The organism is Oceanococcus sp. HetDA_MAG_MS8, from assembly GCA_019192445.1.
Lineage (GTDB): Bacteria > Pseudomonadota > Gammaproteobacteria > Nevskiales > Oceanococcaceae > MS8.
In genome coordinates, this window is sequence record JAHCMK010000001.1 from 382,225 (window position 1) to 407,797 (window position 25,573).

29 protein-coding genes are annotated in these 25,573 nt (G+C 57.8%); 25 read left to right on the plus strand and 4 right to left on the minus strand.

Annotated elements, in window-relative coordinates; all coding sequences use genetic code 11:
- Positions 1-128 precede the first annotated feature (128 nt).
- The 10 genes from KI787_01470 to KI787_01515 all read left to right on the plus strand — a co-directional run bounded on the left by KI787_01470 (position 129) and on the right by KI787_01515 (position 10,139).
- Positions 129-959, plus strand: a complete 831-nt coding sequence (locus KI787_01470; GenBank protein MBV6628599.1) for a phosphate ABC transporter substrate-binding protein — start codon at positions 129-131, stop codon at positions 957-959.
- Positions 956-3,115 (plus strand): ABC transporter permease subunit, encoded by a 2,160-nt coding sequence (locus KI787_01475; GenBank protein ID MBV6628600.1) that lies wholly within the window; start codon positions 956-958, stop codon positions 3,113-3,115. Before KI787_01470 ends, KI787_01475 begins: the two co-directional genes overlap by 4 nt.
- Positions 3,116-3,120: 5 nt before the next feature.
- Positions 3,121-4,662: a phosphate ABC transporter permease PstA gene (pstA, locus tag KI787_01480; GenBank protein ID MBV6628601.1), complete on the plus strand. Its 1,542-nt coding sequence runs from the start codon at positions 3,121-3,123 to the stop codon at positions 4,660-4,662.
- Positions 4,659-5,444 carry a phosphate ABC transporter ATP-binding protein gene (pstB, locus tag KI787_01485; protein MBV6628602.1) on the plus strand — a complete coding sequence of 262 codons (786 nt, stop codon included), beginning with the start codon at positions 4,659-4,661 and terminating at the stop codon, positions 5,442-5,444. The genes pstA and pstB overlap by 4 nt, the downstream gene beginning before the upstream one ends.
- A gap of 138 nt (positions 5,445-5,582) precedes the next feature.
- On the plus strand, positions 5,583-6,359 hold the full coding sequence (gene phoU, locus KI787_01490) for a phosphate signaling complex protein PhoU (protein MBV6628603.1): 777 nt from the start codon (positions 5,583-5,585) through the stop codon (positions 6,357-6,359).
- On the plus strand, positions 6,356-7,033 hold the full coding sequence (locus KI787_01495; protein MBV6628604.1) for a carboxylesterase: 678 nt from the start codon (positions 6,356-6,358) through the stop codon (positions 7,031-7,033). The genes phoU and KI787_01495 overlap by 4 nt, the downstream gene beginning before the upstream one ends.
- A 227-nt stretch (positions 7,034-7,260) precedes the next feature.
- Positions 7,261-8,142, plus strand: coding sequence for a metal-dependent hydrolase (locus tag KI787_01500; protein MBV6628605.1), 882 nt, complete (start codon positions 7,261-7,263; stop codon positions 8,140-8,142).
- A gap of 236 nt (positions 8,143-8,378) precedes the next feature.
- A complete protein-coding gene (locus KI787_01505; protein ID MBV6628606.1) occupies positions 8,379-9,212 on the plus strand; it encodes a hypothetical protein in 834 nt (277 codons plus the stop codon).
- An 80-nt stretch (positions 9,213-9,292) separates the two neighbouring features.
- A complete protein-coding gene (locus tag KI787_01510; GenBank protein MBV6628607.1) occupies positions 9,293-9,580 on the plus strand; it encodes a YhbY family RNA-binding protein in 288 nt (95 codons plus the stop codon).
- 1 nt (position 9,581) lies between these two features.
- Entirely contained in the window at positions 9,582-10,139 is a 558-nt protein-coding gene (locus tag KI787_01515) for a DUF3228 family protein (protein MBV6628608.1), read from the plus strand.
- Positions 10,140-10,208: 69 nt separating this feature from the next.
- On the opposite strand, the gene KI787_01520 is transcribed toward KI787_01515, so the two are convergent.
- Positions 10,209-10,544: a 4a-hydroxytetrahydrobiopterin dehydratase gene (locus KI787_01520; GenBank protein ID MBV6628609.1), complete on the minus strand. Its 336-nt coding sequence runs from the start codon at positions 10,542-10,544 to the stop codon at positions 10,209-10,211.
- A 51-nt stretch (positions 10,545-10,595) separates the two neighbouring features.
- Between KI787_01520 and orn the strand changes: the two genes are divergently transcribed.
- Positions 10,596-11,147: an oligoribonuclease gene (gene orn, locus KI787_01525; protein MBV6628610.1), complete on the plus strand. Its 552-nt coding sequence runs from the start codon at positions 10,596-10,598 to the stop codon at positions 11,145-11,147.
- Between the two features lie 195 nt (positions 11,148-11,342).
- Here orn and KI787_01530 read toward each other — a convergent pair whose 3' ends face one another.
- Together KI787_01530 and KI787_01535 are read right to left on the minus strand one after the other, a co-directional pair.
- Positions 11,343-11,663, minus strand: a complete 321-nt coding sequence (locus tag KI787_01530; protein ID MBV6628611.1) for an H-NS histone family protein — start codon at positions 11,661-11,663, stop codon at positions 11,343-11,345.
- Positions 11,664-11,896: 233 nt separating this feature from the next.
- On the minus strand, positions 11,897-13,381 hold the full coding sequence (locus tag KI787_01535) for a hypothetical protein (GenBank protein MBV6628612.1): 1,485 nt from the start codon (positions 13,379-13,381) through the stop codon (positions 11,897-11,899).
- 49 nt (positions 13,382-13,430) lie between these two features.
- On the opposite strand from KI787_01535, the gene KI787_01540 reads away from it, so the two are divergent.
- Complete coding sequence (locus tag KI787_01540) at positions 13,431-13,817, plus strand: hypothetical protein (GenBank protein ID MBV6628613.1); 387 nt, start codon at positions 13,431-13,433, stop codon at positions 13,815-13,817.
- Positions 13,814-14,596, plus strand: coding sequence for an NAD-dependent protein deacylase (locus KI787_01545; GenBank protein MBV6628614.1), 783 nt, complete (start codon positions 13,814-13,816; stop codon positions 14,594-14,596). The genes KI787_01540 and KI787_01545 overlap by 4 nt, the downstream gene beginning before the upstream one ends.
- On the opposite strand, the gene KI787_01550 is transcribed toward KI787_01545, so the two are convergent.
- A complete protein-coding gene (locus KI787_01550; GenBank protein MBV6628615.1) occupies positions 14,593-15,384 on the minus strand; it encodes an inositol monophosphatase in 792 nt (263 codons plus the stop codon). The genes KI787_01545 and KI787_01550 overlap by 4 nt on opposite strands.
- 63 nt (positions 15,385-15,447) lie before the next feature.
- Between KI787_01550 and KI787_01555 the strand changes: the two genes are divergently transcribed.
- The 12 genes from KI787_01555 to hisS all read left to right on the plus strand — a co-directional run bounded on the left by KI787_01555 (position 15,448) and on the right by hisS (position 25,550).
- Entirely contained in the window at positions 15,448-16,179 is a 732-nt protein-coding gene (locus KI787_01555; GenBank protein ID MBV6628616.1) for an RNA methyltransferase, read from the plus strand.
- Positions 16,180-16,203: 24 nt separating this feature from the next.
- Positions 16,204-16,977 (plus strand): serine O-acetyltransferase, encoded by a 774-nt coding sequence (gene cysE, locus KI787_01560; protein MBV6628617.1) that lies wholly within the window; start codon positions 16,204-16,206, stop codon positions 16,975-16,977.
- On the plus strand, positions 16,974-18,107 hold the full coding sequence (locus KI787_01565) for a cysteine desulfurase (GenBank protein MBV6628618.1): 1,134 nt from the start codon (positions 16,974-16,976) through the stop codon (positions 18,105-18,107). The genes cysE and KI787_01565 overlap by 4 nt, the downstream gene beginning before the upstream one ends.
- On the plus strand, positions 18,104-19,258 hold the full coding sequence (locus KI787_01570; protein ID MBV6628619.1) for a cysteine desulfurase: 1,155 nt from the start codon (positions 18,104-18,106) through the stop codon (positions 19,256-19,258). Before KI787_01565 ends, KI787_01570 begins: the two co-directional genes overlap by 4 nt.
- A complete protein-coding gene (locus tag KI787_01575; GenBank protein MBV6628620.1) occupies positions 19,258-19,611 on the plus strand; it encodes a hypothetical protein in 354 nt (117 codons plus the stop codon). The genes KI787_01570 and KI787_01575 overlap by 1 nt, the downstream gene beginning before the upstream one ends.
- Positions 19,604-19,951 (plus strand): iron-sulfur cluster assembly accessory protein, encoded by a 348-nt coding sequence (locus tag KI787_01580; GenBank protein ID MBV6628621.1) that lies wholly within the window; start codon positions 19,604-19,606, stop codon positions 19,949-19,951. Before KI787_01575 ends, KI787_01580 begins: the two co-directional genes overlap by 8 nt.
- A 78-nt stretch (positions 19,952-20,029) precedes the next feature.
- Complete coding sequence (ndk, locus tag KI787_01585; protein MBV6628622.1) at positions 20,030-20,455, plus strand: nucleoside-diphosphate kinase; 426 nt, start codon at positions 20,030-20,032, stop codon at positions 20,453-20,455.
- A gap of 24 nt (positions 20,456-20,479) precedes the next feature.
- Complete coding sequence (gene rlmN, locus KI787_01590; protein ID MBV6628623.1) at positions 20,480-21,577, plus strand: 23S rRNA (adenine(2503)-C(2))-methyltransferase RlmN; 1,098 nt, start codon at positions 20,480-20,482, stop codon at positions 21,575-21,577.
- A gap of 50 nt (positions 21,578-21,627) precedes the next feature.
- The gene (locus tag KI787_01595; protein ID MBV6628624.1) at positions 21,628-22,332 is read left to right on the plus strand and encodes a hypothetical protein; all 705 of its coding nucleotides are present in this window, start codon (positions 21,628-21,630) and stop codon (positions 22,330-22,332) included.
- Positions 22,322-23,203 carry a DUF4115 domain-containing protein gene (locus KI787_01600; protein ID MBV6628625.1) on the plus strand — a complete coding sequence of 294 codons (882 nt, stop codon included), beginning with the start codon at positions 22,322-22,324 and terminating at the stop codon, positions 23,201-23,203. Before KI787_01595 ends, KI787_01600 begins: the two co-directional genes overlap by 11 nt.
- Positions 23,200-24,297, plus strand: coding sequence for a flavodoxin-dependent (E)-4-hydroxy-3-methylbut-2-enyl-diphosphate synthase (ispG, locus tag KI787_01605; GenBank protein ID MBV6628626.1), 1,098 nt, complete (start codon positions 23,200-23,202; stop codon positions 24,295-24,297). Before KI787_01600 ends, ispG begins: the two co-directional genes overlap by 4 nt.
- Positions 24,297-25,550 carry a histidine--tRNA ligase gene (gene hisS / locus KI787_01610; GenBank protein ID MBV6628627.1) on the plus strand — a complete coding sequence of 418 codons (1,254 nt, stop codon included), beginning with the start codon at positions 24,297-24,299 and terminating at the stop codon, positions 25,548-25,550. The genes ispG and hisS overlap by 1 nt, the downstream gene beginning before the upstream one ends.
- The last annotated feature ends 23 nt before the right edge of the window (positions 25,551-25,573 follow it).

Here is a 25,573-nt window from a genome sequence, read left to right on the forward strand (position 1 = left end):
CCGTAGCCGCACCAGCAAGCATGCCAGCCCAAGGCGCTGAACCTGCGGGAGGGAAGCTATCCGCATATCCGAGTTTTAGGCCACAGTGGAATCTGAGTGGGACCTTGAGCGCGGTGGGTTCAGACAGCATGTCCAACCTCATGGCCTTATGGAGTGAGGCTTACCGAAATGCGCATCCTGGGGTCAGAGTTCAGGTGCAAAGTGCTGGCTCAGCTACTGCCGCCCCGGCGCTCATTCAGGGAGTCGCTGACCTGGGGCCGATGAGCCGTTTGATGAGCGCTGATGAAGTGGAGCGTTTCACGCATCGCTATGGCTATGCCCCTCGCGCCGTTCCGGTGGCTCTGGATGCCCTGGCGGTCTATGTCCATCGCGATAACCCCCTGCCTGAGTTGGACTTGAGAAGCTTAGATGCCATTTTTGGGCGCAATTTCCGCTGTGGCGGGGAAGGCAGGATCGATCATTGGCAATCGTTGCTAGCGGCCGGCAGTGGCCTGTCCGGGAAGATGGTCCTGTACGGCAGAAACTCCGCGTCAGGGACCCATGCTTATTTTCGTTCCGCCGCCTTATGTGGGGGAGATTTTTTGGCACGCGTGAATGAGCAGCCGGGTTCTGCTTCGGTGGTGCAGGCCGTCGGCGCCAGTCTGCAGGCCATGGGCTATTCCAGCGCGGGCTACCTGACGCCTGGGGTTCGTGCGCTGCCTCTGAGGCGAGGGGCCGCCACGCAAGCGTTAGCACCGAGGCCGGAGTACATTCTCAGTGGGGCATATCCACTGTCCAGGACCTTGTACATCTACCTGAATATGCCGCCAGGCCGCAGCCTTTCGCCGGTAGTTGCGGATTTTTTGCGCATGGTGCTCTCGGCCGACGGTCAGTCGGTGGTGCGTAAAGATGGCTACGTTCCTTTGCCAGTCGACCGCGTAGTAGAGCTTCGGCAAACTCTGGGACTCACTCGGTCATGACGGACTTGCCCTTGCGCCAATGGCGGCGGCGTGGCCTAGACCAAGCGTTTCGGGCCTTGGTGCGCCTGGCAGGCGTGGTTGTGGTGGCCGTCCTCATCCTGCTTTTTGGCTATCTGTTGTCTGCGGTAGCCCCGCTGTTTCGTCCGGCATCACTCAGCTTGGTGTCGAGCCAGGCGGGCTTGGTGGCGCACGGTGAAACCGCATATTTGCAGGTTTTGAGTAATGGCAGCAGCGCGCTTCGCGTGAGCGCCGGTGGCCAGCTGGAATGGCTTGGTTTTGTGCCGGAGTTTGAGGTGCTCGCGCAGCTGAGTTTAGATAGGCCTGTAAGCTCGGTGCGACCGTTAACTACTTCTGGTCAACTGCTGGCACTGCAGACCGTTGATCAGCACCTGCAAGTCTGGGAGCTGCGACCAGCACTTTCTGGCAGCGATGCGTCAGCGTGGCAACAGCATCATCCGGAGCTGTTTGCGGCGGTATCTGTCTCTGAGGTGTGGGATATCCGGCGCAGCGAAGCCGGTTATCTCTTGGCCCAAGTCGCTGCTCAGTTCATCGAACTCCAACAGCTCTCGGCGGGGCAGGATCATCGCTCTTTGGCACGCATAGCCTTACCCGAAGAGATGGCTCAAGTGGATGAGCTGCACCTCGATCCTCAAGGTCAGTGGATGTTTGCGGTCGAACATGCCAGCGGCATCATTGCGGCTTGGTTGCTCGACTCAAAAGGCCAGAGCTTAGCGAGCATGCTGAGCCACGACCTGGGCCCGATCGCCCAGACGGAATTATTGGTCGGTGGTTTGAGCTTGGTTGTGCATACCGCCTCCGGAGATCTGCATAGAGTCTTTCCACAACGCCGCGCCAACGGTTGGGCTCTGTCCAGCACCCTGCAGTTTGAGCATTCTGGCCAGAGCAAAGGTGAGCTATTCGCGGAGGCGGGTCGGAGGGTGGTGTACTTTGCCGGCGCCGAGCAACTGACGATGTGGTTTGCTCAGCGTCCCAGAGCCCTACTGGAACAATCCTGGGAGCCGCCCTTGTCATTGGCCGTGAGTGTGGCGCCCAATGGGAGTTGGTTGCTAAGACAGACCCCAGAGGCTTGGCAGCGCTATCAACTGAGCAATGCGCACCCAGAGCTGAGTCTTCGGTCTATTTGGTCCGAGCTGTGGTACGAGGCGTATGCCCAGCCTGCTCAAGTGTGGCAAGCCAGCAGTCATATGCTTGGCGCGGAGACCAAGCTGTCGCTTGCACCCCTCTTGCATGGCACCCTAAAAGCTGCCGTTTACGCCATGCTCTTTGCGGTGCCTCTAGCCATCGGTGCCGCTTTGTATTCGGCGTATTTTCTTGCGCCGAGATTACGCCAGCTTGTGAAGCCGGGCATAGAAATCATGGAGGCCTTACCCACTGTAGTCTTAGGCTTTATTGCTGGCTTGTGGTTGGCACCCTTACTGGAAGATGTGTTTGCGGCGGTCATGCTGTTCCTGATGCTGGCCGCAGTGACTTTGGCTTTGCTGGCCTCTCTTGGTCCACGCTTATTGCCTCAGCGTTGGCGGTTTGTGGTGTATGGCCGAGAGTTAATCTGGTTGATCCCCTTGTTCATCGTGCTTGTTGTGCTGGCAGCGTGGTGGGGGCCATTACTAGAGAGATATTGGTTCGATAGCAATCTCCTAGCCTGGGTTGCCGCAGCTATGGACATTTCTTATGCCCAGCGCAACGCAGTCATTGTGGGATTCGCTATGGGCTTTGCCATCATCCCCACCATCTATTCATTAGCAGAGGATGCGATTTATGGCGTTCCTCAGCACCTCTCCCAAGGCTCTTTAGCGTTGGGGGCAACCCCCTGGCAAACCTTACGCGGTGTGGTGTTGCCTGCCGCCGCACCAGGTATTTTTTCGGCACTCATGGTGGGTATGGGGCGTGCTGTGGGCGAGACCATGATTGTGCTGATGGCGAGCGGGAACACGCCTGTATTGGACTGGAGCCTATTCAATGGCATGCGCAGCATGGCGGCAAACGTGGCGATGGAGATGCCTGAAGCGGCTGTGGGCAGTACGCATTTTCGCGTGCTCTTCCTTGCCGCCTTAGTGCTATTGGCCATGACCTTCTTGTTGAACACCTTGGCCGAAGTGGTTCGCCAGCGGATGCGCCGTAGGTACCGACTGCTATGACTACCATGGTTTCTGGACGGTATGGCGTACGCGCGCAGGGGCGGGCATGGGTGTGGGCCAGTGCAGCAGCAGTGAGTCTGTGCTTGGCGCTGGTTGGAGGCCTGTTGCTACTACTGCTGTCACAAGCGGCTCCTCATTTCTGGCCGCGCGTTGTTTACGCGGTGGAGGCATTAGAGCCGCAAGACACAGAGCAGCCCCTATGGGGTCAGCTATGGCGTAGCGAAGGCGAGGGCGATGATGCGCGCTGGCTGATGAAAATCGGTCGCCGGGAGGCCGGTCCAGATTTCGTCTATCTTCAGCCTCCATCAATGCAGGAGCTAAGCCGGCCCAGCCAGGTGGCGGTATGGGAACGGCGGGAGTGGGGTGACCTTCTCGGTCGTTTACTCGCCGTGTATCGCGATGGAGAGCGTATGGCGCAGGGGCCGCGCGCCTGGCCCTGGATGTTGGAAATGGTGCGTAGCGCCGAACGCCAGCAGACTGTGATTCAGAGCTTGAAGGAGCGTCGCATTCCCCGTTTGGCGGCCAGCGCAGACCCGAATGAACGCGCCGAGTTTTTAGCAGCGGAAGCGGAACTGCGTCGTCTGCAGGCCGACCTTCATGAAGATCAGCTACTGATCGAGCTCGCAGATGGTTCTACGACCTTATTGCCTGCGGCAGAGGTGGTACGTGCCTATAGGCCGAATGTCATGAGTCTTTGGGATAAGACAGGATGGATGTTGGCCTCCGTGTGGCGCTTCCTCAGCGAGCCTCCGCGGGAGGCCAATACGGAGGGCGGAGTCTTCCCGGCGATAGTTGGAACCGTGTTATTGGTTTTTTCGATGACTATTTTTGTGGCGCCATTGGGTGTGTTGGCTGCCATCTACCTGCATGAATACGCGCGGAATGTGTGGTGGGTGCGACTGCTTCGCGTGACCGTGCATAACCTCGCAGGGGTGCCGTCCATTGTGTATGGCGTCTTTGGCTTGGGGTTTTTTGTCTACGGCTTGGGCGGATGGTTAGACCAACACTTTTTCGCCCAAAGTCTGCCGAATCCCACATTTGGCACCGGTGGTTTGCTGTGGGCCTCGCTCACCATGGCATTGCTGACCTTGCCGGTGGTCATCGTGGCCACCGAAGAGGGGTTGGCACGTATCTCCCCCGCCCTAAGACAAGCCAGTTTTGCCCTGGGTGCCACTCAGGCTGAAACCTTATGGAAAGTGGTCTTGCCCATGGTTCGTCCGGCCATGCTGACCGGGCTTATTTTGGCGATTGCGCGCGCAGCAGGGGAGGTGGCTCCATTGATGTTGTTAGGCGTGGTGAAGCTTACCCCCGAGCTTCCTTTGGATTCGGCCTTGCCCTTTATTCACCCTGAGCGCAAATTCATGCATCTGGGTTTCCATCTATACGATGTGGGTTTTCAAAGCCCGAATGTAGAGGCAGCTCGGCCCCTGGTCTACGCCGTAGCATTTTTACTGGTTCTGATTGTGATTGCCTTAAACCTATTTGCCGTACGCCTGCGTCACCAGCTGCGTGAGCGGTATCGCCACTTAGAGGAGACTCCTGGATGATGCCTGTGGAGTCCACTTCCGCTGCGATCCCTCCGGCGCTGGAAGTTGTCAATCTGAGCCTGCACTACGACCAACAGGTGGCGCTCAGAGATATTTCCATTACCGTCGCCGCCAACAAAGTCACAGCGTTCATCGGCCCATCCGGCTGCGGAAAAAGTTCGTTATTACGGTGCTTCAACCGGATGAACGACCTAGTGCAGGGGGCCAAGGTACGCGGGGAAATACGGCTGGCGGGGGAAAACATATACGCACCGACTGTGGATGTGGCGCACTTGCGGCGACGTATTGGCATGGTTTTTCAAAAACCAAACCCCTTTCCAATGAGTGTGTATGACAATGTGGCCTATGGCCTGCGTCTTACCCAGCGCTGGCGCCGCCGTGCTCTGGATGATGCTGTCGAGTGGGCCCTCAAGGGGGCGGCGCTGTGGGACGAGGTCAAAAATCGCTTAGATGCCCCGGCATTAGGCTTGTCCGGCGGCCAACAACAGCGCTTGGTGATCGCCCGCGCGATTGCACTCAAACCAGAAGTGTTACTGCTGGATGAGCCCGCATCGGCACTGGACCCCATCTCAACCTTGCGCATCGAAGAGCTCATCAATGAGCTCAAGACCCAGTACACGGTCATCATCGTGACGCACAACATGCAGCAGGCTGCGCGGGTATCCGACGATACGGCCTTCATGTATGAAGGTGAGGTCATTGAACATGGCAGCGCCGACACTTTATTCACAAATCCCCGTCACCGGCGCACGGAGGATTACATTACGGGCCGCTACGGCTAGTCACGAATTTGCTAGTCTGCTGGTCTTCATTCCCCTCGGGTTTAGGAGTGTCACGCCGTAGCCACGGTCTTCGTGGTGAGGTCGGACGTCCACAGCTCAGTTAGGGGCCATAGACCGTATTTAGTCGGAGCGCCGCGCATGGCATTTGCCTCCCATCCAGACCACTACAAGCGCCACATCTCGGAGCAATTTAATGCTGAGCTGGAGGACGTTCGCCAACGTATTCTGGCGATGGGAGGGTTGGTGGAAGAGATGATCCTGGATGCCGTGAAAGCGCTGATTCACGCGGATGTGGGCTTGGCGCGGCATGTTCTGGCCAGAGATGATCAAGTCAACAGTATGGAGGTGCAATTAGACGAAGATTGCCACCGCATTCTGGCGCGACGCCAACCCGCAGCCTCGGACCTGCGTTTGGTGATGGCCTGCGTGAAGACCATTAATGATTTGGAGCGGATGGGTGACGAGGCCGGGCGCGTCGCGAAGATGGCCTTAGATCTCGCCGGTGGCGGGCATCCACCCAGTGCGCAGCATGCCGTTCAAGCTCTTGGTAGGCAGGTGGCAGATATGCTCCATGCTGTTTTGGATGCCTTTGCGCGTATGGATTCCGAGGCGGCAGTGGCGGTGAGTGCGCGTGACGATGATGTGGATCGTGAGTACGAAGCAATTTTGCGCCAATGCATCACTTTTATGATGGAAGACCCGCGTTCCATCTCCCGGGTACTCGACATCATTTGGTCCGTACGCTCACTGGAGAGAATCGGCGATCACAGTAAGAATATCGCCGAGTACATTGTGTATTTCGTGCATGGCAAAGACGTGCGCCATGTCAGCCTTCAGGAGATGGCTGACGAGGTGGCCGAGCCTGACGCTGCCACAGAGGCTAACCCAGCGGCTAAGCCAGAGGAACACTCATGAAGGCCACCCAAGTTGGTGATGATCGAATCGTTGTCGAGCCCGAGATCGCGGCGAATGCCGCTGTGATTTGGATGCACGGTTTAGGAGCGGACGGCAATGACTTCGTACCTTTGGTGCCGGAGTTGGAATTATCTTCTGGGATTGCCTTGAGATTTATCTTCCCACATGCGCCGGTGCGCCCAGTGACACTCAATGGCGGAATGCCGATGCGGGCCTGGTTCGACATTCTGCAGTTAGGCTCGTTTGAAAAGCAGGACGAAGAGGGCATCGTCGCCAGTCAAGAGCGGATCTTTGCGCTGATCGATGAGCAGCTATCCGCTGGTATAGATAGTCGGCGCATCATCCTGGCTGGGTTCTCTCAGGGCGGCGCTATGGCCTTGCATGCAGGCCTACGCTACCCCAAGCCCTTGGCCGGGATTTTGGGCTTGTCCACCTTTCTGCCAGTGCACAACAAACTGGCAGAGCAGGCGCATAGTGCCAACGCGGCCACGCCTATCCAGCTTTGCCATGGTGACTTCGATCCGGTTCTTCCCCGTATGCTGGGTGAGTGGAGTCGGGACATGTTGCGACAACAGGGCTATCAGGTGGCTTGGAATAGCTACCCCATGGCTCATCAAGTCTGCGCGCCAGAAATTACCCAGATCTCTGAGTTTTTCAATAGTTTGCTGAGTTAGCCTGGTGGGCGATGCCGGCACTGAAACCCGTGCCGCGGTTGCATGTCACGCAAGAGCGCAATGGCTGCGTGGCGTATCTTCATTTCGGCTGTCTACGGCCATCAAGCTTGTCCGAACCAACAGCACACTAAGGCTCGTCTGACTCCAGAACCACAAAAATCTTGACAGCGACCAATGTCAAGAATAATGTGACATCAACTGGTGGTACATCACATGGAGTGACTACGATGTCTGAAGTAATGAGTCCCGCTCAACCGGCCACAGGCGCCGTGCATACGCATTGGCCTAAAGGTGCACCTTTTCCAGTGCGTAAGCCGAATTTAGCCTTTGAAGAGGTGGCACCCAGGTGGTTTAAGAACAACCCCATTCTGACCCGGCACATGGACACGCTGTCGTCTCTGTTCCCCGATGGAGAGCGCTTTTTCGTGGAGGCGGTGCGGGCTTATCAAAAAGACGTTAAGGATCCTGCTCTGGCCCGTGAAATTCGCGCCTTTATCGGTCAGGAGGCCCGTCACTCTGAGCAGCATACGCATTACAACGCCGGTGCCGGCGATGTTGTGGAGTGGTCGCGCAAGCGTTGCGAGCGCTTGGTGAAATGGGGTCGCAAACGGCTTTCGAAACGGCTGCAACTTGCTGCGACTGTGTGCGCCGAGCATTTCACGGCCACCCTGGGCGAACATTTATTGCGACGCGAAGATATCCACCAAACCTTCGCTGATCCGAACATGCAGCGCATGTGGCTGTGGCATGCCGTAGAAGAAAATGAACATAAAACCACGGCCTTTGCTGTATTTAAAGAACAGGGCTACTCAGAGTGGCTGCGTATTTTGGCGATGCCCCCAACCACCTTGGCCTTGTTGTATCTGATTGTTCCAGCACATGTAGAAATGGTGCGCCGGGACGGGCATATGCGAGATTGGCGTAGCTGGATGCAAGGCTTACAGACCATGTTAGGTCCGAATGGCTTTTACACCCGGGCCATTGCTGATTACTTGGATTGGTATCGACCAGGATTCAAGCCTGAAGACCACGACACCCAGGCCTTGCTCGCACAGTGGAAACGGGAACTGGGCTTTGACCAAACCGATGGCGTCGGTGGCTTGCACTAAGCCATAGGGCCAAAGAGGCCACCGCTATGGGGCCACAAGGGCTGCGAGGCCCTTGTGGTTTTTTTATGAACAGTGGGGTGATCTCCTCACATCACGGCAAGCCCAGGGGCGATGCTCGTCATGGATGCGCTGAAGTGGGCATAGCGGTGAGTGCTAACAATTCTTAAGGCCTAAGCCCCTTAGCGGTTGTGGGCCTGTGCGAAAATAGCGACTGATCTTTGATGCGTTGAGTCGCAGTGCAACGTCCCACCCCTAAAAAACTCATCCTGGGCCTACTTTTAGCAGGCCAGGGCAAGCCCCTGAGCGTGCGAGATGCCATTCGTGCCTGCGCCTTGTTCGATTTGAGTGAGAACAATGTCCGGGTCACTATGGTCCGCCTCTCGGCCGAAGGTTTGATTCAAAGCCCGGAGCGGGGCTACTACGCCTTGGGGCCAGCCGCTGAGGATCTTGCCAAAGACGTAGGGTCTTGGCGCGAGTTACCGCAGCGCCTACAGCCTTGGCAGGGGGATTGGTTGTGCTGCGATCTTGGTACAGCCGGTCGTTTGGAACGTAAAGCCAAGCGTCTTTCGCTACGCGCTTTGGATATGACTGGTTTACGTCAGCTTGAAGGAAGCTTGTATCTGAGGCCGGCAAACTTGAAAGGATCTGCTCCGCATTTACATCAGCGCCTGGTGGCTCTGGGCCTGCCTCGCAGGACATTGGTGGCGTGTTTAAGCGAGCTGGATGAGGGCCGTCACAACGGTGCCCGCCACTTGTGGGACCCCCAGGCCTACTCAGACAACTATCAGCGTCGTACCGAACAACTGCGTGGCTGGCTTTCGCGGCATGACAAACTTGAGCTTGATGAAGCGGCCAGAGAGAGCTATCTCTTGGGCGCGGAGGCTATTCGCGAGGTGGTCTTTGACCCCTGGCTGCCGGAAGACTTTATCGATGCTGTTAGCCGCCAAGCCTTTTTCGACACCGTGTTGGAGTTTGACGCGGCTGGCCAAGAGCTGTGGCGACGTTTCTACAGTCAGGGAGGAGGCATGCCCGTAGGCGGAGGTGAGTCCTTTTCCTTAGCAAGACGATAAGCGCTGATCCTGCATGGGCAGCGTTGAAGCTGCAGCCTCCCGTACTGACCCTGTAACGACTTTTTATTGGACCAATATCAATGACATTAAATGGCGCTCGACGGCGCGAACTTCGAGCCGCGGCTCATTCCCTCAAACCTGTAGTACAGCTCGGAGCCAAGGGGCTAACGGATGCTGTTCATGGGGAAATTGATCTGGCGTTGAATGCGCATGAGCTGATTAAGGTGCGCTTGGCAGGAATGGACAAAACCCAGCGGCGCAGCAGTGCAATGCTCATTGCCGAGCGACATGCAGCGGACATTGTCGGAGAAATTGGCAATATCGCCATTTTCTATCGCCCACAGCCTGAGCAGAGCGTGGAGCCTTAAAATGGCGAGTGTGACGCTGACAGATTTCGCCCGCCGACGCCTGTTCCCGCAGCCATTGCGTAATACATCTGTGCAAGACCTTGGGCCTGAAGAGTTTGAGGCTATGTTGAATGAGCAGGAGCCGGAACGCGTGATTCCCGGCTATGCGCCGTTTTGCCAGCTATGGGTGTACCCAAACCATACCCAAACACGGTGTTCGGTGATTCCTATTACCGCGCACAATCAACATGCTTTGAGAAGTGCTTATGAGGCCCGGAGCCCGCGAGAGCTTCCCGTGCTCGTGCGCTGGTTTGAAGGTCAGGAGGCGCCGCGAGCACGGTACCTTTTGCCGATTCTATACAGCCAGGAACAGCTGGCCAAAGAGGGCAGCCCTATCGACGCGCAATGGGGCGTTGTTGGCTGCTTGTACACCTTAGAGCCTGCGGAAATTCCCATGGCGCCTATCACCATGCTGCGCAATGCCTTAGGAGTGGAGGAGGGTGGCTCCGGCGTTCAGCTAGATCGCGAGGCTTACGCCACTAGCGTGGAATTCTGGCAGCAGCATGCCAATTGGCGTTAGGCGCTGAAGCCGAATAGCTGTGATGCCCAGCGGTATTGGCCAGGAGCTCACTCAGGGCTCAAGCTGGCTTTAGAGCAAAAGTCGGTCTACCTTGGCAGCGCAAATCAGGTCGTTGCGACTGATTCCGTCCACAGAGTGCGTCTGCCAATGCATGTGCACCGTGTTGTACCCAAACTGGATATCGGGGTGATGGTCTTCGCGATTTGCAATGAAGGCAACGGCGTTCAAGAAGGCCATGGTCTGATAGTAATTTTTAAACTTAAAACTGGCCTCGAGTCGACGCTCATCCGCATTGTGGGTCCAGCGCGCGTCAAGTGGTGCCATCAGTGTGCGGACCTGTTGCGCATCCAGCGCCGCTTCTTGGCCCTCACAGGCTTCGCAGTGGGCTTCATGTAGATCACTCATCCCCGTCTCCAGTTTGCAAACAAGTTTGATTCGCAAGGTAACATGCAGTCTATGAAGAACGCTTTAAATTTAGTGTGGTTGGATCTGGAAATGACGGGGCTGGACCCCGAGAATCACCGCATTATCGAAATTGCTACGGTAGTGACGGACTCCAATTTACAGGTCTTGGCAGAGGGGCCGTCGCTTGCCATTCATCAACCTGATGAAGAACTGCAGAAGATGGACGATTGGTGCGTGCGCACCCACGGTGCCAGTGGCCTCACCGAGAGGGTGCGGCAAAGCTCGGTGACTTGTGCCCAGGCCGAGCAGCAAACCTTGGAGTTTTTGCAGCGTTGGGTGGAGCCAGGACAATCCCCTTTATGTGGCAACTCTATTGGCCAGGACCGGCGTTTTCTGCGACGGTACATGCCCGATCTTGCGGCCTTTTTCCACTATCGCAATCTTGATGTGAGCACGCTCAAAGAGTTAGCTCGGCGCTGGGCCCCTGAGGTGTTTAAGGGCATTGAAAAGGAGGGGCGTCATCTTGCTTTGGATGATGTGCGCGACTCCATCGCTGAACTCGCATACTACCGGCGTCACCTTTTTCTTCCGGATTATCACTAGGCTGGCCCTGATATTATTTGACGCAGCTATTTGGTGGGTGGACGTCCAAAAAAAAACGCCAGCGACGCTGGCGTTTTGTTTATTGGTTTTAGCGCCTTTTGACTTCTACTTTGAAGTACAGGTTGGCTGCGCTGCAGGCCGACGTCTTCGATCTGCAAGAAAGTCGCTATGCCAACATTGCAGGCCAAGGGCGTTTTAGATTTCCAGCGACTCCATGGAGCCACCTGCTGCCAAATGGGCTTCGACCCACTTGGGCTTGCGTCCGCGCCCAGACCAGGTCGTAGCCGGATTGTTGGGGTCGCGGTACTTCGGCGCAACTTTACTGCCCCGAGTCGAGCTACCGCCGCGTGCACGTGGCAAATCGTCCCAGCTCATGTTGTTTTCGGCCAAGATGCCGCGAATTTGGTCGATAACGCGTTGGCGCTCTTCAGCGCGGCGAGCCGCGATGGTTCCGTCAATAGACTCACGTAACTTCTCTAGCTCGGCAGCAGATAACGTAGAAATATCGATGCTCATCTGTAATACCCTGTTGTTTTAGCAATCTTTATGTAGCGAACAAGTGTTCGCTAGGGCGCCATTTATACGTTAAAGCAGGGTGTAATTCAACGCTTTAATGTGCCGTCAATTACTCAACGGGTTGTCAAAGCGCTTTTACAATCCGCAAAACATCATTGTTCGTCTCGAGGGAGAGTGTTGCCATTGGTAATGTCATCTGTTCAGGCTTGTTGCTGATGGTGCTTCATGCCGACCTAGAGCTGCGAGTACGGGACTAAAGTCTTGCGCCTGCGGGTGAGCAAGATCAAGCTGAGTAAAGCCATCCAACCCAGACCTCCTGCGCTTGTAGTAAGCGAATTCTGCCGGTTTGGGTTGTCGCAGCCGGCTCTGATGTCGCCGCACTCATGGATAGTCCCCTGTTGATCAGGAAAAAAACGTGCGGAGCGGTAATAAAAACTGTAAAACGACTGCCAAGCCGCATCGTCCAATAAGCGTTCATCAGCGTTGGTATAACCAGCTTCGCCGGGCCGTTTTAACCAGCGGTCAAACCATGCCAAGGAATAATGCTCGGCCATGGCTAGCCCCAAGCCGTCTGCACATTGACTGCCGTCGTCCTCAGGACACCAGGAAGACGCAGGGAAGGTGGGAATGAGCGACCATTCGTAATGGGTGGAGCCTTGCGGCGTAATTTGGTACACCGGTAGACCAGCGGCTTGCCAGTTCGCAAAAGCGGTTTTGTGTGCTTCTGGGTCTGGAGCGCTGCTATTCGGAACAGGCGTCAAGCCGTATTCGGATGTATGCCCCATGGCCGGGACCCGCGGCGTCACGCTTGAGGATAGGCTGTCCCAGGCCACAATCACATCTACGGGATTGTGATCGTCGATCAAGCCAGGCCAATCAGGTGCACCTTCGGCGCCGTACTCTTGCACGATGGACACGCCTCTTGCGCCCAGGGAATGCCCGGCCAAACCCAAGCGCTCCAGGTCCATTTTGTCCCAGTAAGGATTATGAGGGGTGGTGGGAGTCGGGTAGGTGCCTTCGCAGCGGAGATTATGCGGGTAGGGCTGCTCTGGGGAGGAGCGGAAAAAGTCGATAGCGTTGACCAGTCCTTCCCAGAACACGGTGGAGTTCACATTGCCGCCCTGTTCGCCGTCGGGGCTTTGAAAGTCCGAACGTCCCTGACCGCGCACGTCAAATGTCATGGTCACATAGCCAGCGCGTACCAGTGCTTGCGCCATCCACCAATACAAAGGTTCAGGGGCTTGAACAGATCCTGTTTCGATGACCACTGTAGGCAAGTTCGCACCAGCATCGGCACCTAAAGGTGCCCAAACACGGCCCGATATGCGCGCACATTGTGCGTCGTAGAAGACCACCTCCTGGAATTCCCCATCCAGGTCATAAAAGGGGTCCACGCCAGGGTAGCGGAAAGGATCTCCAGCGCATTGCTCCATCCAACTTGTGCACAGGGGGCTGACATTGGTGTTCCCGCTGCGTGGATCTAACCAACTAGGGTCGTTTGCGGCGCGTTGCAGCCACTGCAATTCATTCTGCAAGCTTTGTGTTTGCAGGCGTAGCTGGAAGCTGGGTCTGAGTTGCTCCACCGGTGCGCTCAAGGCGCGAGCATAGTTTTGTAGTTCGCGTGCCTGCCATTCTGGGGTGCCTGGCTCGGGCCCTTCGGGAATGGCCAGGCTGAGCAGCGGCCAGCCCAATAGTAGAACTATCCAGGTGTGTCGCATTGTCGGTCTCCTCAATGCTGCGCGGGGTATTAATGAGCGGCAGCACTTGATGCAGTATAGGACCTTCTATGTCAAAGACAGCGCAGGGAACACCATGGCAACCATCATATTCACAGCCGTCTTGAGCAGCTTGCTCACCGCCACCTTCGCTGCCTTGGTGCTTGCTTGGTGGTTGCGTCGACATTATCAGCGCGAAGAGGCGCGTCTCGCGGAGTTGGTGCAGGAGCGCGTCCGTGCCGGTGTTGCGCAGGCCGGTGAGGAATTGCTGCCTGAGTTTCGTGCGGAGGTCACGGCGGGGTTCATCGATGCTGTTAAACGGCTACCGCAGGCTGGTGTCATGGGCGAAGCAGCGCGAAATATGGCGCGTAGTGGCGCGGATTTGCTGGGAGCAGGACTAGAGGGCTTCAGTGGGCGTGGACGGCGACCTAAATCATGACCGAAGCCTTGCTGCACACGGTGGCGCGTCTACGCGAGGCTCAGCAGATCTTGGTCCTCACTGGGGCCGGCATGTCGGCGGAGTCTGGTCTGCCCACCTACAGAGGGCAGGGTGGTCTGTATAACCGGGGCCAGCGTCTACAGGGGTTCACTATTGAGGAATGCTTGTCTGCCAGCATGCTCAGGCGGCGCCCCGATATTTGCTGGATGGCCTTGCATCAGCTACTGGACGCAGGTGCTCAGCCTCAGCCACACGCAGGACATCTGGCACTCGCGCAGATGGAAACACTACTGCGTGGTTTGACCGTGGTCACGCAAAATGTAGACGGCCTGCACCAAATGGCTGGCAGCCACAGCGTTGTGGAGATGCACGGGCATATTCATGGCCTGCGATGCGATACCTGTAGAGATCAGGATGCGGCGGCCAAAAATAGGGCCTGGCGCCAGCGGCGGGAAGTCCCCATCTGTGGACACTGTGGCGGTGTGCTCCGCCCGCCCGTGGTGCTTTTTGAAGAGGCGCTTCCCCTAGGCGCCGTGGAGTCCTATGAGGCCTGCTTAGCCTTGCGCCCGGAGGTCGTTTTAGTGGTTGGTACCAGCGCTGGTTTTGCCTACATACAGCAGCCAGTTTGGCAGCTGCAGGCCGAAGGCGCTTGGGCTGTCGACATCAACCCCGTGCCCAGTGCTGTTAGCCCTGCGGTGAACTGGCATTGGCAAACCACTGCCGCTCAGGGCCTGACACAACTCGCTCAGGCCCTGAGGGACACAACTACAGTCGCTTAAGCGGTCGCGGGCGTCCCGCCCTCTAACACCCGGCGTAGTTCCTCCAGTAGGCGAGGGTGCGCGGCCACAATATCGCCACTATGCATGACGTCGGTGTCGTCTAAACCGTAGACCGCGGCGCCGGCTTCTCGGCAAAGCACAATTCCGGCAGCAATATCCCAGGGCTTCAAACCCAGCTCCCAAAAGGCATCCAGCCGTCCACTGGCCACATAGGCCAAGTCCAATGCGGCAGCGCCAGCACGCCTGATGCCACCCGAATGGCCGAGCAGGGCGTTGATCTGCGGCCGGTAACGGTCTAGCCGTGGGCCGGGCGTGAAGGGCTCGCCAGTTCCTACCAGAGCCTCAACCAACTTCTTGGGTCGCTTGCTGATCCGGATGCGACGGCTATTTAAAAGTGCCCCTTCCCCTTTGCTGGCGGAAAACAAATCTTGCCGGTATGGGTCGTAGATGACTCCGTGAACCAGTTTGCCGTTCTCGCGCACGCCGATGCTGACTGCGAAATGCGGCAGGCCATGCAGGTAGTTGTTCGTACCATCCAGTGGATCAATAATCCACTCAACGGGGTTTTCACCTAGCGCCCCGCCTTCTTCGCCCAAAATGGAGTGGTCTGGATAGGCTTTGTGGATGATGCGTATGATTTCGGCCTCGGCGGCGCGGTCTACATCGGATACAAAGTCGCGCGGACCCTTGCGCTCTACGCGCAATTGATCCAGTTTTTCCATGGACTGCAGGATGATATTTCCTGCGCTACGGGCCGCTGAGACCCCAATATTGACCAAAGGATGCATACAGTGCCGGACCCGGCTGTAACGAAAACGCACAATGATAAAGCAGCGGCGCTGCGAATCGTGATGAGTCACCCCACGCACCCCGGAAATATTGGGGCAACGGCGCGTGCCATGAAGGTCATGGGCCTTGCGGATTTGGTGTTAGTGAACCCCAAACCCGGCATCTTTCCCAGTGAAGAGGCGACCGCGCGGGCGGTGTCTGCGGACGATATTTTGGCCCAGGCTCATGTAGTGTCTAGCGTGGAAGAGGCGCTTGCCGACTGCAACTGGGTGGTGGGTACCACGGCGCGTCTGCGCCATATTGGTCCGCCGGTGATCAGTCCTCGAGAATGGGCCGAAGATGGGGCCAAGCGTCGGGAGCATTTGCGGCCAGCCATTCTTTTTGGCACCGAGCGCGTGGGCTTGAGCAACGAGGAAATATCCTTATGCCAAGCACTGGTCCGCATTCCGACCAACGAGGGTTTCTCCTCACTCAATGTCGCCATGGCCGTGCAGTTGTTTTGCTACGAGTGGTTTGTGGCCCACAACGGCACTGCTGCAGAGGCTCCACCGTTGGAGGCGCCGTTAGCCACCCATGCGGAGCTGGAGGGGTTTCTGGGTCATCTGCGCGGCTTATCTGATGATGTGGAGTTCTTCGCGCGCAAAAACCCCGACGCCGTTCATCGTCGACTTAAGGCCTTGTTTGCCCGCGCCCAAATGGATCGTAACGAGATCAATATTTTGCGCGGCCTATTGCGGGATATTCAAAAAGCACTAGCAGGGCGTACGTCGGTTGGGTCGCGGCCTTTAGAATAGGGGGCCCGCCCCAACAAAGCCGGTATGTTTAGCCAGCTCCGCGACGATCTTCGCAGCGTTTTTGAACGCGACCCCGCCGCCCGATCCTTCTGGGAGGTGGTGTTTTGTTACCCCGGGCTGCATGCGGTCTGGTGGCACCGCCTTGCTCACCGTTTGTGGGGATGGAGAATGTACTGGTTGGCGCGCTTCGTAGCCCATATATCGCGCTGGCTGACGGGAATCGAGATTCACCCCGGTGCACGAATTGGTCGGCGTTTCTTCATTGACCATGGCATGGGTGTGGTTATTGGCGAAACCACAGAAATTGGCGATGACGTCACCCTCTACCAGGGAGTCACTTTGGGTGGTACCAGCTGGAACGGCGGTAAGCGTCATCCCACCTTGGCCAACGGCGTTGTGGTGGGTGCGGGGGCCAAGGTTTTAGGGCCTTTCGTGGTGGGGGAGAATGCGCGTATCGGCTCTAATGCCGTGGTGACACGCGCCGTTGCCCCAGGCCAAACGGTGGTCGGTGTCCCCGCCAAAAGTACTCAGCGCAAGGTTCCAGAAATGTCGGCAAAAAGTGCCGAAATGGCTGCGCGCATGGGTTTCGACGCCTATGGCGTTAGCCGGGATGTTTCAGATCCGGTCGCCCAAACAATCAACGCCATGCTCGAGCATATGCATGCTCAGGATGAAAAAATCACCCAGCTTTGTGCTGCGCTGCGTCAGTCAGCGGCGGTGGGCGATCAAGATGCGCAGGCAGCGGAGTTGCCGGAACTCAAGGCTGAGCCCTTGAGTGATGGCGGAGAGAATCGATGATCTACCTGGATCACAATGCCACGACCGCATTGCGTCCAGGTGTATTGGCAGCTATGCAGCCTTGGTTTGAGCAGCATTATGGAAATGCCAATAGCCAACACCGCGCTGGTCGCTTAGCGCGTCAAGCGGTTGAGCAAGCCAGAGCTCAAGTTGCCGCATTGGTTCACTGCGAAGCCGCGGAAGTATTTTTCACCTCCGGCTCCACAGAGTCCATCAACTGGGCTCTTCGAGGGTTGTGTCCGGATGCGCCGCGGTTGGTCGGTTCCACAGATCATGAAGCCGTGCTCGAAACTCTGCCCCATTGTGAGCGGTTGGCTGTGGACCAGGCCGGGCGTCCGGATCTTCGTTCACTCAAGGCTTGGTTACAGGAGCATCCGCGCGCACTGGTCAGTGTGATGGCCGCGAACAACGAAACCGGTGTGCTGGCCAATCTTGCCGAGATCTCGGCGGTGGTGAAGTCAGCAGATGGTCTGCTGCATACCGATGCCACCCAAATGTGCGGCAGGTTGCCTGTGGATTTTCGGCATGCCGAGCTGGCCGCCATGAGCGTGTCGGCGCATAAGCTTGGTGGTCCCAAAGGAGTCGGTGCCCTCATCCTTCGTCGTGGCCAAGAGATTCTGGCCATACAGCGGGGTGGTAAGCACGAACAAGGCCTGCGCGCCGGGACTCTCAACGTACCTGGCATTGTTGGCTTCGCAGCAGCCTGCGAGCATGCCCAGGCGCACATGGCTGAGGAGGCCCTGCGCCACGCTCAATGGCGGGATGCGTTTGAGCAGGAGCTTTGCAAACGCCACCCGCAGGCAGAAATATTTGGGCTTGAGGCAAAGCGTCTACCGAACACGAGTTTCTTTGCGCTACCTGGTTGGCATTCAGAGGCTTTGTTGATGGCCTTGGATAAGGCGGGTTTTGCGCTTGCGAGCGGTTCTGCCTGTACCAGCGGCACGGATGTGCCATCCCATGTGCTGACCGCCATGGGGGTGCCAGCACAGCGGGCGCTAGGTGCAGTGCGGATGAGCTTAGGTCATAACTCTCTGGAGTCTGATTTGCCGGCTTTGCTCGATGCTTTGGACGCAATCGTTAAGCCAGTTTCTCAGGGAGGCGCAGCCTTTGCCGGGCTGCTCAATCAATGATTTATCTGGACCATGCGGCCACGACCCCATTGCGGCCTGAGGCGCGAGCCATCCTGGCGGAGTTCGCGCAAGCGGATGGGCCATTTGCAAACCCGGCATCAGCGCATGCGCTGGGCCAGCAAATGGCGGCCAGGGTGGCTAAGGCTCGAGAGGATTTTGCCGACATTCTCGGCGTTCAGCCCACGGAAATCGTGTTTACCTCGGGCGCGACCGAGGCGGATAATCTTGCCGTCATGGGGCGTGCCCGCTTTGCGCAAAACAAGGGGCGGCGGCTGACGGTACCCCGGACCGAGCACAAGGCGGTGATCGATCCGGTCCGACATTTGCAGGGCCAAGGCTGGCAAGTGGATTGGATAGACCCCGGAGCTGCGGGCGTATGTACTGCTGAGGCAGTTGACGCGGCGTTGCAGCCAGACACGACCCTAGCGTGCGCTATGGCTGTGAATAATGAAACGGGCCATATCCATGATCTGCCGGCGATTGCGCTTGCGTGTCAGGATCGGGGCGTCCCACTGCATGTTGATGCGGCTCAGGCCCTAGGGAAGATTCCGCTACAGACTTGGGCTGGCGTTGGCAGCATGGCCTTTTCGGGGCACAAATTGGGCGCTCCGGCCGGCATCGGGGCCTTGTATTTACGCGGCCGTCCCCGCCTGGGTGTGGAGCCCTTGGTGTTCGGCGGCGGGCAGGAGAGGGGAATGCGCTCGGGCACCCTGCCAGCCATGCTGATTCTGGCCTTTGTGGCGGCTGCCAAAGCGGCAGCGTCCGCGCAGGCACAGGAACATGCGCGGTTGTTGGAGCTACGGGAGCAGCTCTGGCGCAGGGTCTCCCGGCAAGTGCCTCACCTGATTCGGAACAGCCCGGAAAACAGCAGCTCCCCGCACATCCTTAATATCAGCGTGCCCCATGTGCAAGGCGATAGTTTGCGTGCCTTATTGCCGGACATTGCTCTATCCAGTGGGAGCGCATGTGCAGCGGCGCAGGCTGAGAGTTCCTACGTGCTTCGAGCGATGGGGCATGATGATGCGCAGGCCAACGCCTCTTTGCGCCTCTCCTTTGGGCATAACACGCATGCTGCGGAGGTAGACCAAGCTGCTGAGCAGATCATTGCAGCGATACAACGTCTACAGTCTTGGCATCCTGAGGCTAAGTAATGGCTGCGTATCCTGAGTGGGTGCTGCGCGCGCTGGCCGAGCCGAGTCAGGTTTTGCCCAGCCCGCGCCCAACAGCGGCGCGAAGAGTAGCCTCGGCGGATACGCCAGCCTCGGAGGAAAAAGCGGTGTTGTACTGTGAGCCAACCGCGCAGCGCTGGTATTGGCGCGCGGTGGCCAGTCCATGGCTGCTCGCCATGCTGGAGGGGGTGTGTTCGCGCTTGCAAACCCAAGGGGTCGATGCGGCCGCAGCGTGGCTTGAAGAACTGGAGATACCCCCCACAAAGCGTTACTGTGTAGTACTAACGCGCAGCCTCCTGAGCGCTGTGCGAGAACTGGAGAATGACGATGGCTGAATTGAGTCTGACGGAAGCGGCGGCCAGCCGTATTCGCGAACAACTCGAACAACGCGGCCGCGGTTTGGGTATCCGTTTGCAGGTGAAGCCGACCGGCTGCTCCGGATGGATGTATCAAGTGGAGTATGCCGATGATCAAGCGCCCGACGATGTTCGTGTAGAGCATGCTGGGGCGGTTCTGCTGGTGCCCACAAAGAGTCTGCCGGCCCTGCAGGGGACCGTTGTGGATTTTGTCGGCGATGGGTTCAGCAAGCGCTGGCAGTTCAACAACCCTAACGTCGAGGCTGATTGCGGCTGCGGCGAAAGTTTCGCCCTGCGGGATTCGTCGGCTTCGCGTTAAAATACCGAGTTGGCCGGCCGCCTGATGGCGGCCTTGTTTATTTTTCGGTATTGCATTCGCAACAGGGCGATTTCCCACATGGCAACCCAACGTACACTTTCCATTATCAAGCCAGACGCCGTCGCAAAGAACGTTATTGGCGAGATCTACACCCGCTTTGAGAAGGCCGGGCTGCGCGTCGTCGCAGCGAAAATGAAGCAGCTCAGCCGCGCCGAAGCCGAAGGTTTCTATGCGGTGCACCGTGAGCGCCCGTTCTTTAATGACCTCGTAGAGTTCATGATTTCCGGCCCGGTGATGGTGCAGGTTCTTGAGGGCGAGAACGCCATCAGCAAGAACCGGGAAATCATGGGAGCCACCAACCCCAAAGAGGCCGCCCCAGGAACCATCCGCGCCGACTTTGCAGACTCCATCGATGCCAACGCTGTGCATGGCTCCGATGCTGAAGAAACTGCCGCTGTCGAGGTGGCCTACTTCTTCGCAGCGACCGAGCTCTGCGCGCGCTAAGCGGCGCTCCTTGAGTGCCTGGGCATGACTGACGCGCCAACCAATCTCTTAGGTCTAGACCGTGGTGGTCTGGAGGACTGGTTCGCTCAACGTGGCGAAAAGGCTTTTCGTGCGCGTCAGCTCATGCCTTGGGTCTATCAGCGCGGCGTGAGCGATTTTGCCCAGATGACTGATCTGGGCAAATCCCTGCGCGAGCGTTTGGAGACCGAGGCCGTCATCCAAACCCCGCGGCTGATTACCGAAGAAATCTCTAGTGACGGTACTCGTAAATGGGTGCTGGGCTTAGAGAGCGGTAACGCTGTTGAGACGGTGTTCATTCCCGAGGCTGATCGCGGCACCTTGTGCATTAGCTCGCAGATTGGCTGCGCCATGGACTGCCAGTTCTGTGCGACAGCCACCCAGGGCTTTGCCCGCAATCTGACGGCGGCCGAGATTATCGCCCAGGTGTGGTACGCGCAGAAAGCGCTAGGTGCCGTTCCGCGTGAAGGGCGGGTGATTTCGAACATTGTTTTTATGGGCATGGGTGAACCCCTTGCCAACTTTGAGCATGTGGTTACGGCCATCCGCGTTCTGCTCGATGACCTGGGCTACGGCTTATCCAAACGGCGGGTCACGGTGAGCACCTCAGGACTCGTACCGTTCATGGATCGACTGCGCGGCAGTGTAGATACTGCTTTGGCCGTGTCATTACACGCGCCTACAGACAGCATCCGTGATGTCATTGTCCCGATCAATCGCAAGTACCCTCTGGCTGAGCTGATGGCGGCGTGCAAACGCTATACGGCGAATCGCGAGCGCCAAACCCACATCGTTTACGAGTACGTGATGCTCGATGGGGTCAATGACGGCAAGGCCGAGGCACTGGCGCTGGCCAAACTGCTGCGGGATATGCCGGCCAAGGTCAACCTGATCCCCTTCAACCCTTTCCCCGGCACGACTTACCAGCGCTCGGCTCCTCAGGTGGTGACTGAGTTTTCCCAAATTCTGCGTGAGCGCCGCATTGTGACCACCGTACGCAAGACCCGTGGTGATGACATTGCTGCGGCATGCGGCCAGTTGGTGGGTGAGGTCCGTAATCGGCAAAAACGTCGCCTGAGCGACATTCCTGTTGTTGTGCAGTGAGCATGTGGCGTTGCTGGCTTTTCCTGCTCGGCCTTTGCCTCAGCGCATGTGTGACCGAGGGTCCTCAGCTACCTGACCCTCGTCCCAAGGATGCTGCACGCTTGAATGCCGATCTGGGTTTCGGTTATCTCAGTCAAGAGCGTCCTGACATTGCCGCACTAAAGTTTGAGCGTGCCCTCGAACTAGACGTAAGCCTCGCCCCAGCGCACTACGGACGGGGACTTATCCTCCAGCGGCAAGGTGCGACCGTGGAAGCACGTAATGCCATGGATCAAGCTCGGCGTTACCTGGGTAAGGACGAGGCCAAGCTGCGCTTTAGTCTCGCCGATTGGTACTGCGACAACGACAGCCCGGACATCAGTCAACAACTGCTGGCCCGCGGCCTTGCTGATGCCCAGGCGGACGCTGTTCTGCGCTGGGGGCGGTGCTTGCAATCCCAGGGGAACATGGCGGCGGCGGAGGACGCTTTGCTGCGAGGCTTGCAACAACGACCTCAGTCGGCACAACTGGTACTGGGGTTGGTTGCAGTGACTGTCTACCAACAAGATTGGCTGCGCGCCAAAGACCTATTGGCACGCTATGAAGCTCTGGCACCTCTGACAGCGCAAAGTGCTGTACTCGGTCAGCAGATTCACCAGGCACTGGGGGAGATGGACCTGGTGCGAGAATACGCGCGGCGGGCCGAGGAGCTTAGTAGTGCTGGTGCTGGGTCTGGTCGCGAGGGGCGCCGCAATGGAGGGTCACGTGGCTACTGATCAGCACCCGCATGAAACTCCAGGACAGCTCTTGCTCCAGGCTCGCGAAACGCGTGGCCTGCGCATCGAGGATGCCGCGCGTTCCGCCAATCTATCCGTGAGTATGGCGCAGGCCCTGGAGAGCGATGATTACGCCGCGCTGGGCCAACCTGTATACGCGCGCGGCTACTATCGGCGCTACGCACGCGTGGTGGGCTGTGAAGCCGAAGAGGTCGTGCGTTGCTACGAAATCATCAATGAGGTGCCCTCCGCAGTTCCTCATATTCAACAGCGTCCTAGTATTCCCTACGGTGCCAAGACTGCGCGACCAGGCCTGCGTCTGCCGTGGTTGTGGGCGGTTTTGCTGTTGCTTCTTTTAGCCGGGATTGGGTGGCTGGGGTCTGGGTCGAACACCAAGGGCTCTACAGACCAGCCACCGGTGACCGCCGGCGTAACCACTGTGCCGAGCGCTGCGCCGGTCACTACGCCTGTTCCATTACCCGATCAAAGTGCGCAGAGACGCCCGCCAACCGCCGATCTCAGCCAACTCAAACTCAGTGAAGAGCTCAGCACAGCGCCGTCAGCTGAACCAGCGCAGTCCAGTGCAGATTTGACGAGTGCTCCCCCGGGACTATTGGAAATTCGTGTGGGACCACAAGCTGCGTGGATTGAAGTGCGTGATGCGCGTGACGAGCGCTTGGCTTACAGAGTGGCGCAGCCAGGCGAGCAATTGCGCCTGCAAGGCGAACCTCCGTATCGCATTAATCTCGGGCGCGCCCATACTCTGGAGCTCCGACTGGGCGGCAAAGTCGTCGATCTACAACCGGTTATCGACTCTGCGGCACGTGCTAGAGCTACCATAACCGAGGGTGGGAAATTGATAGCGCCATGAAGTACGCACACACTATTCATCGCCGTAAGTCCAGACAAATTCACGTCGGTTCTGTTCCGGTTGGAGGTGATGCGCCAATCAGCGTCCAAAGCATGACCAACACGGACACTGCAGATGTGGCGGCCACGGTGGCGCAAATTCGTGCTCTGCACAAAGCCGGAGCCGACATCGTGCGTGTCTCGGTCCCCACCATGGATGCTGCTGAGGCTTTCGGCAAGATTCGGGTGCAATCCCCAGTGCCATTGGTGGCCGATATCCACTTTAACTATAGAGTGGGTTTAGCGGCTGCTGAGCAAGGCGCGGATTGCTTACGCATTAACCCTGGAAATATCGGTTCCGAAAAGAAGGTGGCGGAAGTCATCGCGTGTGCGCGGCACCACAACATTCCCATTCGGGTGGGAGTCAATGCGGGGTCGCTGGAAGGGGACTTACAAGAAAAATACGGTGAGCCCACCCCCGAGGCTTTGGTGGAGTCGGCCTTTCGCCACATTGACATCCTCGATCGGCATGATTTTCAAGACTACAAAATCAGCCTCAAAGCCTCTGAAGTCTTCATGACTGTGGCGGCTTATCGCTTGCTGGCTGGGCAGATTGAGCAGCCCTTGCACTTGGGTATCACCGAAGCGGGTGGTCAACGTGCTGGTGCAGTCAAATCGGCCATCGGGCTGGGCATGCTCTTGGCCGAGGGAATTGGCGACACCATTCGAGTTTCGCTGGCAGCCGACCCTGTGGAAGAGATTAAAGTGGGCTGGGATATCTTGAAGAGTCTCAGTCTACGGACACGCGGAATCAATTTGATTGCCTGCCCGAGTTGTTCACGGCAAAACTTTGATGTGGTCAAAACCGTCAACGAGCTTGAGGCGCGGTTCGAGGATATTGATGAGGCCTTGGATGTGGCCGTCATTGGTTGTGTGGTGAATGGACCTGGCGAGGCGCGTGAGGCCGATATTGGCATTACCGGCGGCTACCCCAACACGGTTTTTCAGCACGGCGAAATTAGCGGCAAGCTTAAAAACGACGACTTAGTGATAGGACTGGAGGATCTGGTGCGCCGAGAAGTCGCACGCCGTCAATGCGGGAGCGATGATTCCTGATGGCACAACGTATTCGCGCATTGCGCGGTTTCCCAGACATTGGGCCTGAAGATACTCCTGGCTGGCGCCAGCTCGAAGATGCCTGCGCTCAGGTCCTAGACCGCTACGCTTTCGAGCAAATTCGACTGCCGATCCTAGAGGCAACGGAGCTTTTCGCCCGCAGCGTCGGCGAGGCCACGGACATCGTGGAAAAGGAGATGTTCAGCTTTGTGGATCGCGAGCGTCACTCTATGAGCTTGCGCCCGGAGGGGACCGCCAGCGCGGTGCGCTTGGGGATTGATCTGGGGTTGCTGCATAACGCTCAGCGCCGTCTGTGGTACATCGGTCCCATGTTTCGGCATGAACGCCCTCAAGCGGGGCGCTACCGGCAGTTCCATCAAATTGGCGTGGAGTGCTTCGGCATTGCAGGCCCCCTGGCAGACATCGAAGTCATCGCTCTGTCCGAGCAGCTTTTGCAGTCCGCAGGTGTTCGCTCGGCCGTGCAGCTTGAGATCAATACCTTGGGCAGTCAGGCTGCGCGCGCAGAGTATCGCGGCGCATTGCAGTCATGGTTGCAAGAACGATTCGATGACTTAGACGCCGATAGCCAATCTCGCGTTGAGCGAAATCCGCTGCGGGTCCTAGATTCTAAAGTTCCACAAACCCAGGCATTGTTAGTCGATGCGCCAAAGCTAGTGGATTACCTAGACGAAGACTCGCTCGCGCACCATCGCGCCGTGCTCGATGGCCTTGAGGCGCTGGGTATCGACTATGTGGAGAACCCGCGCTTAGTTCGTGGCCTGGACTACTACAACCATTGCGTTTTCGAGTGGACGACCACCGAGCTTGGCGCTCAAGGCACTGTATTAGCCGGTGGGCGCTATGACGGCTTGGTGGAGCAGCTCGGTGGCGGGCCGGTTCCGGCCTGCGGCTTTGCGATGGGCTTGGAGCGAGTTCTGCTGTTGCAAAAGGCTTTGGACGTCGCGCCGGTGCAGCGGCAGTTAGATATTTATATCTGCCACGAAGGTGTACTAGCGCAGCCAAGGGCGCTGACCATGGCCCAAGACCTACGAGCACTGGGGGCTAAGGTCTGCATCGATGGCGCCACGGGGCGACTGAAACCACAGCTCAAACGCGCTGCTCAGTCTGGTGCTGCCATGCGCGTCGTCATCAAAGATCAAACAGCCGATTGGTCGGTGTTGGAGTCAGAGCCAGCGCCTGCGCTCAGAGAATATTTTGCTAAGCAGGGAGTCGCAGGACCACCTGCCGCTTAGGTAATTTGTAAAAGGGTATTGTC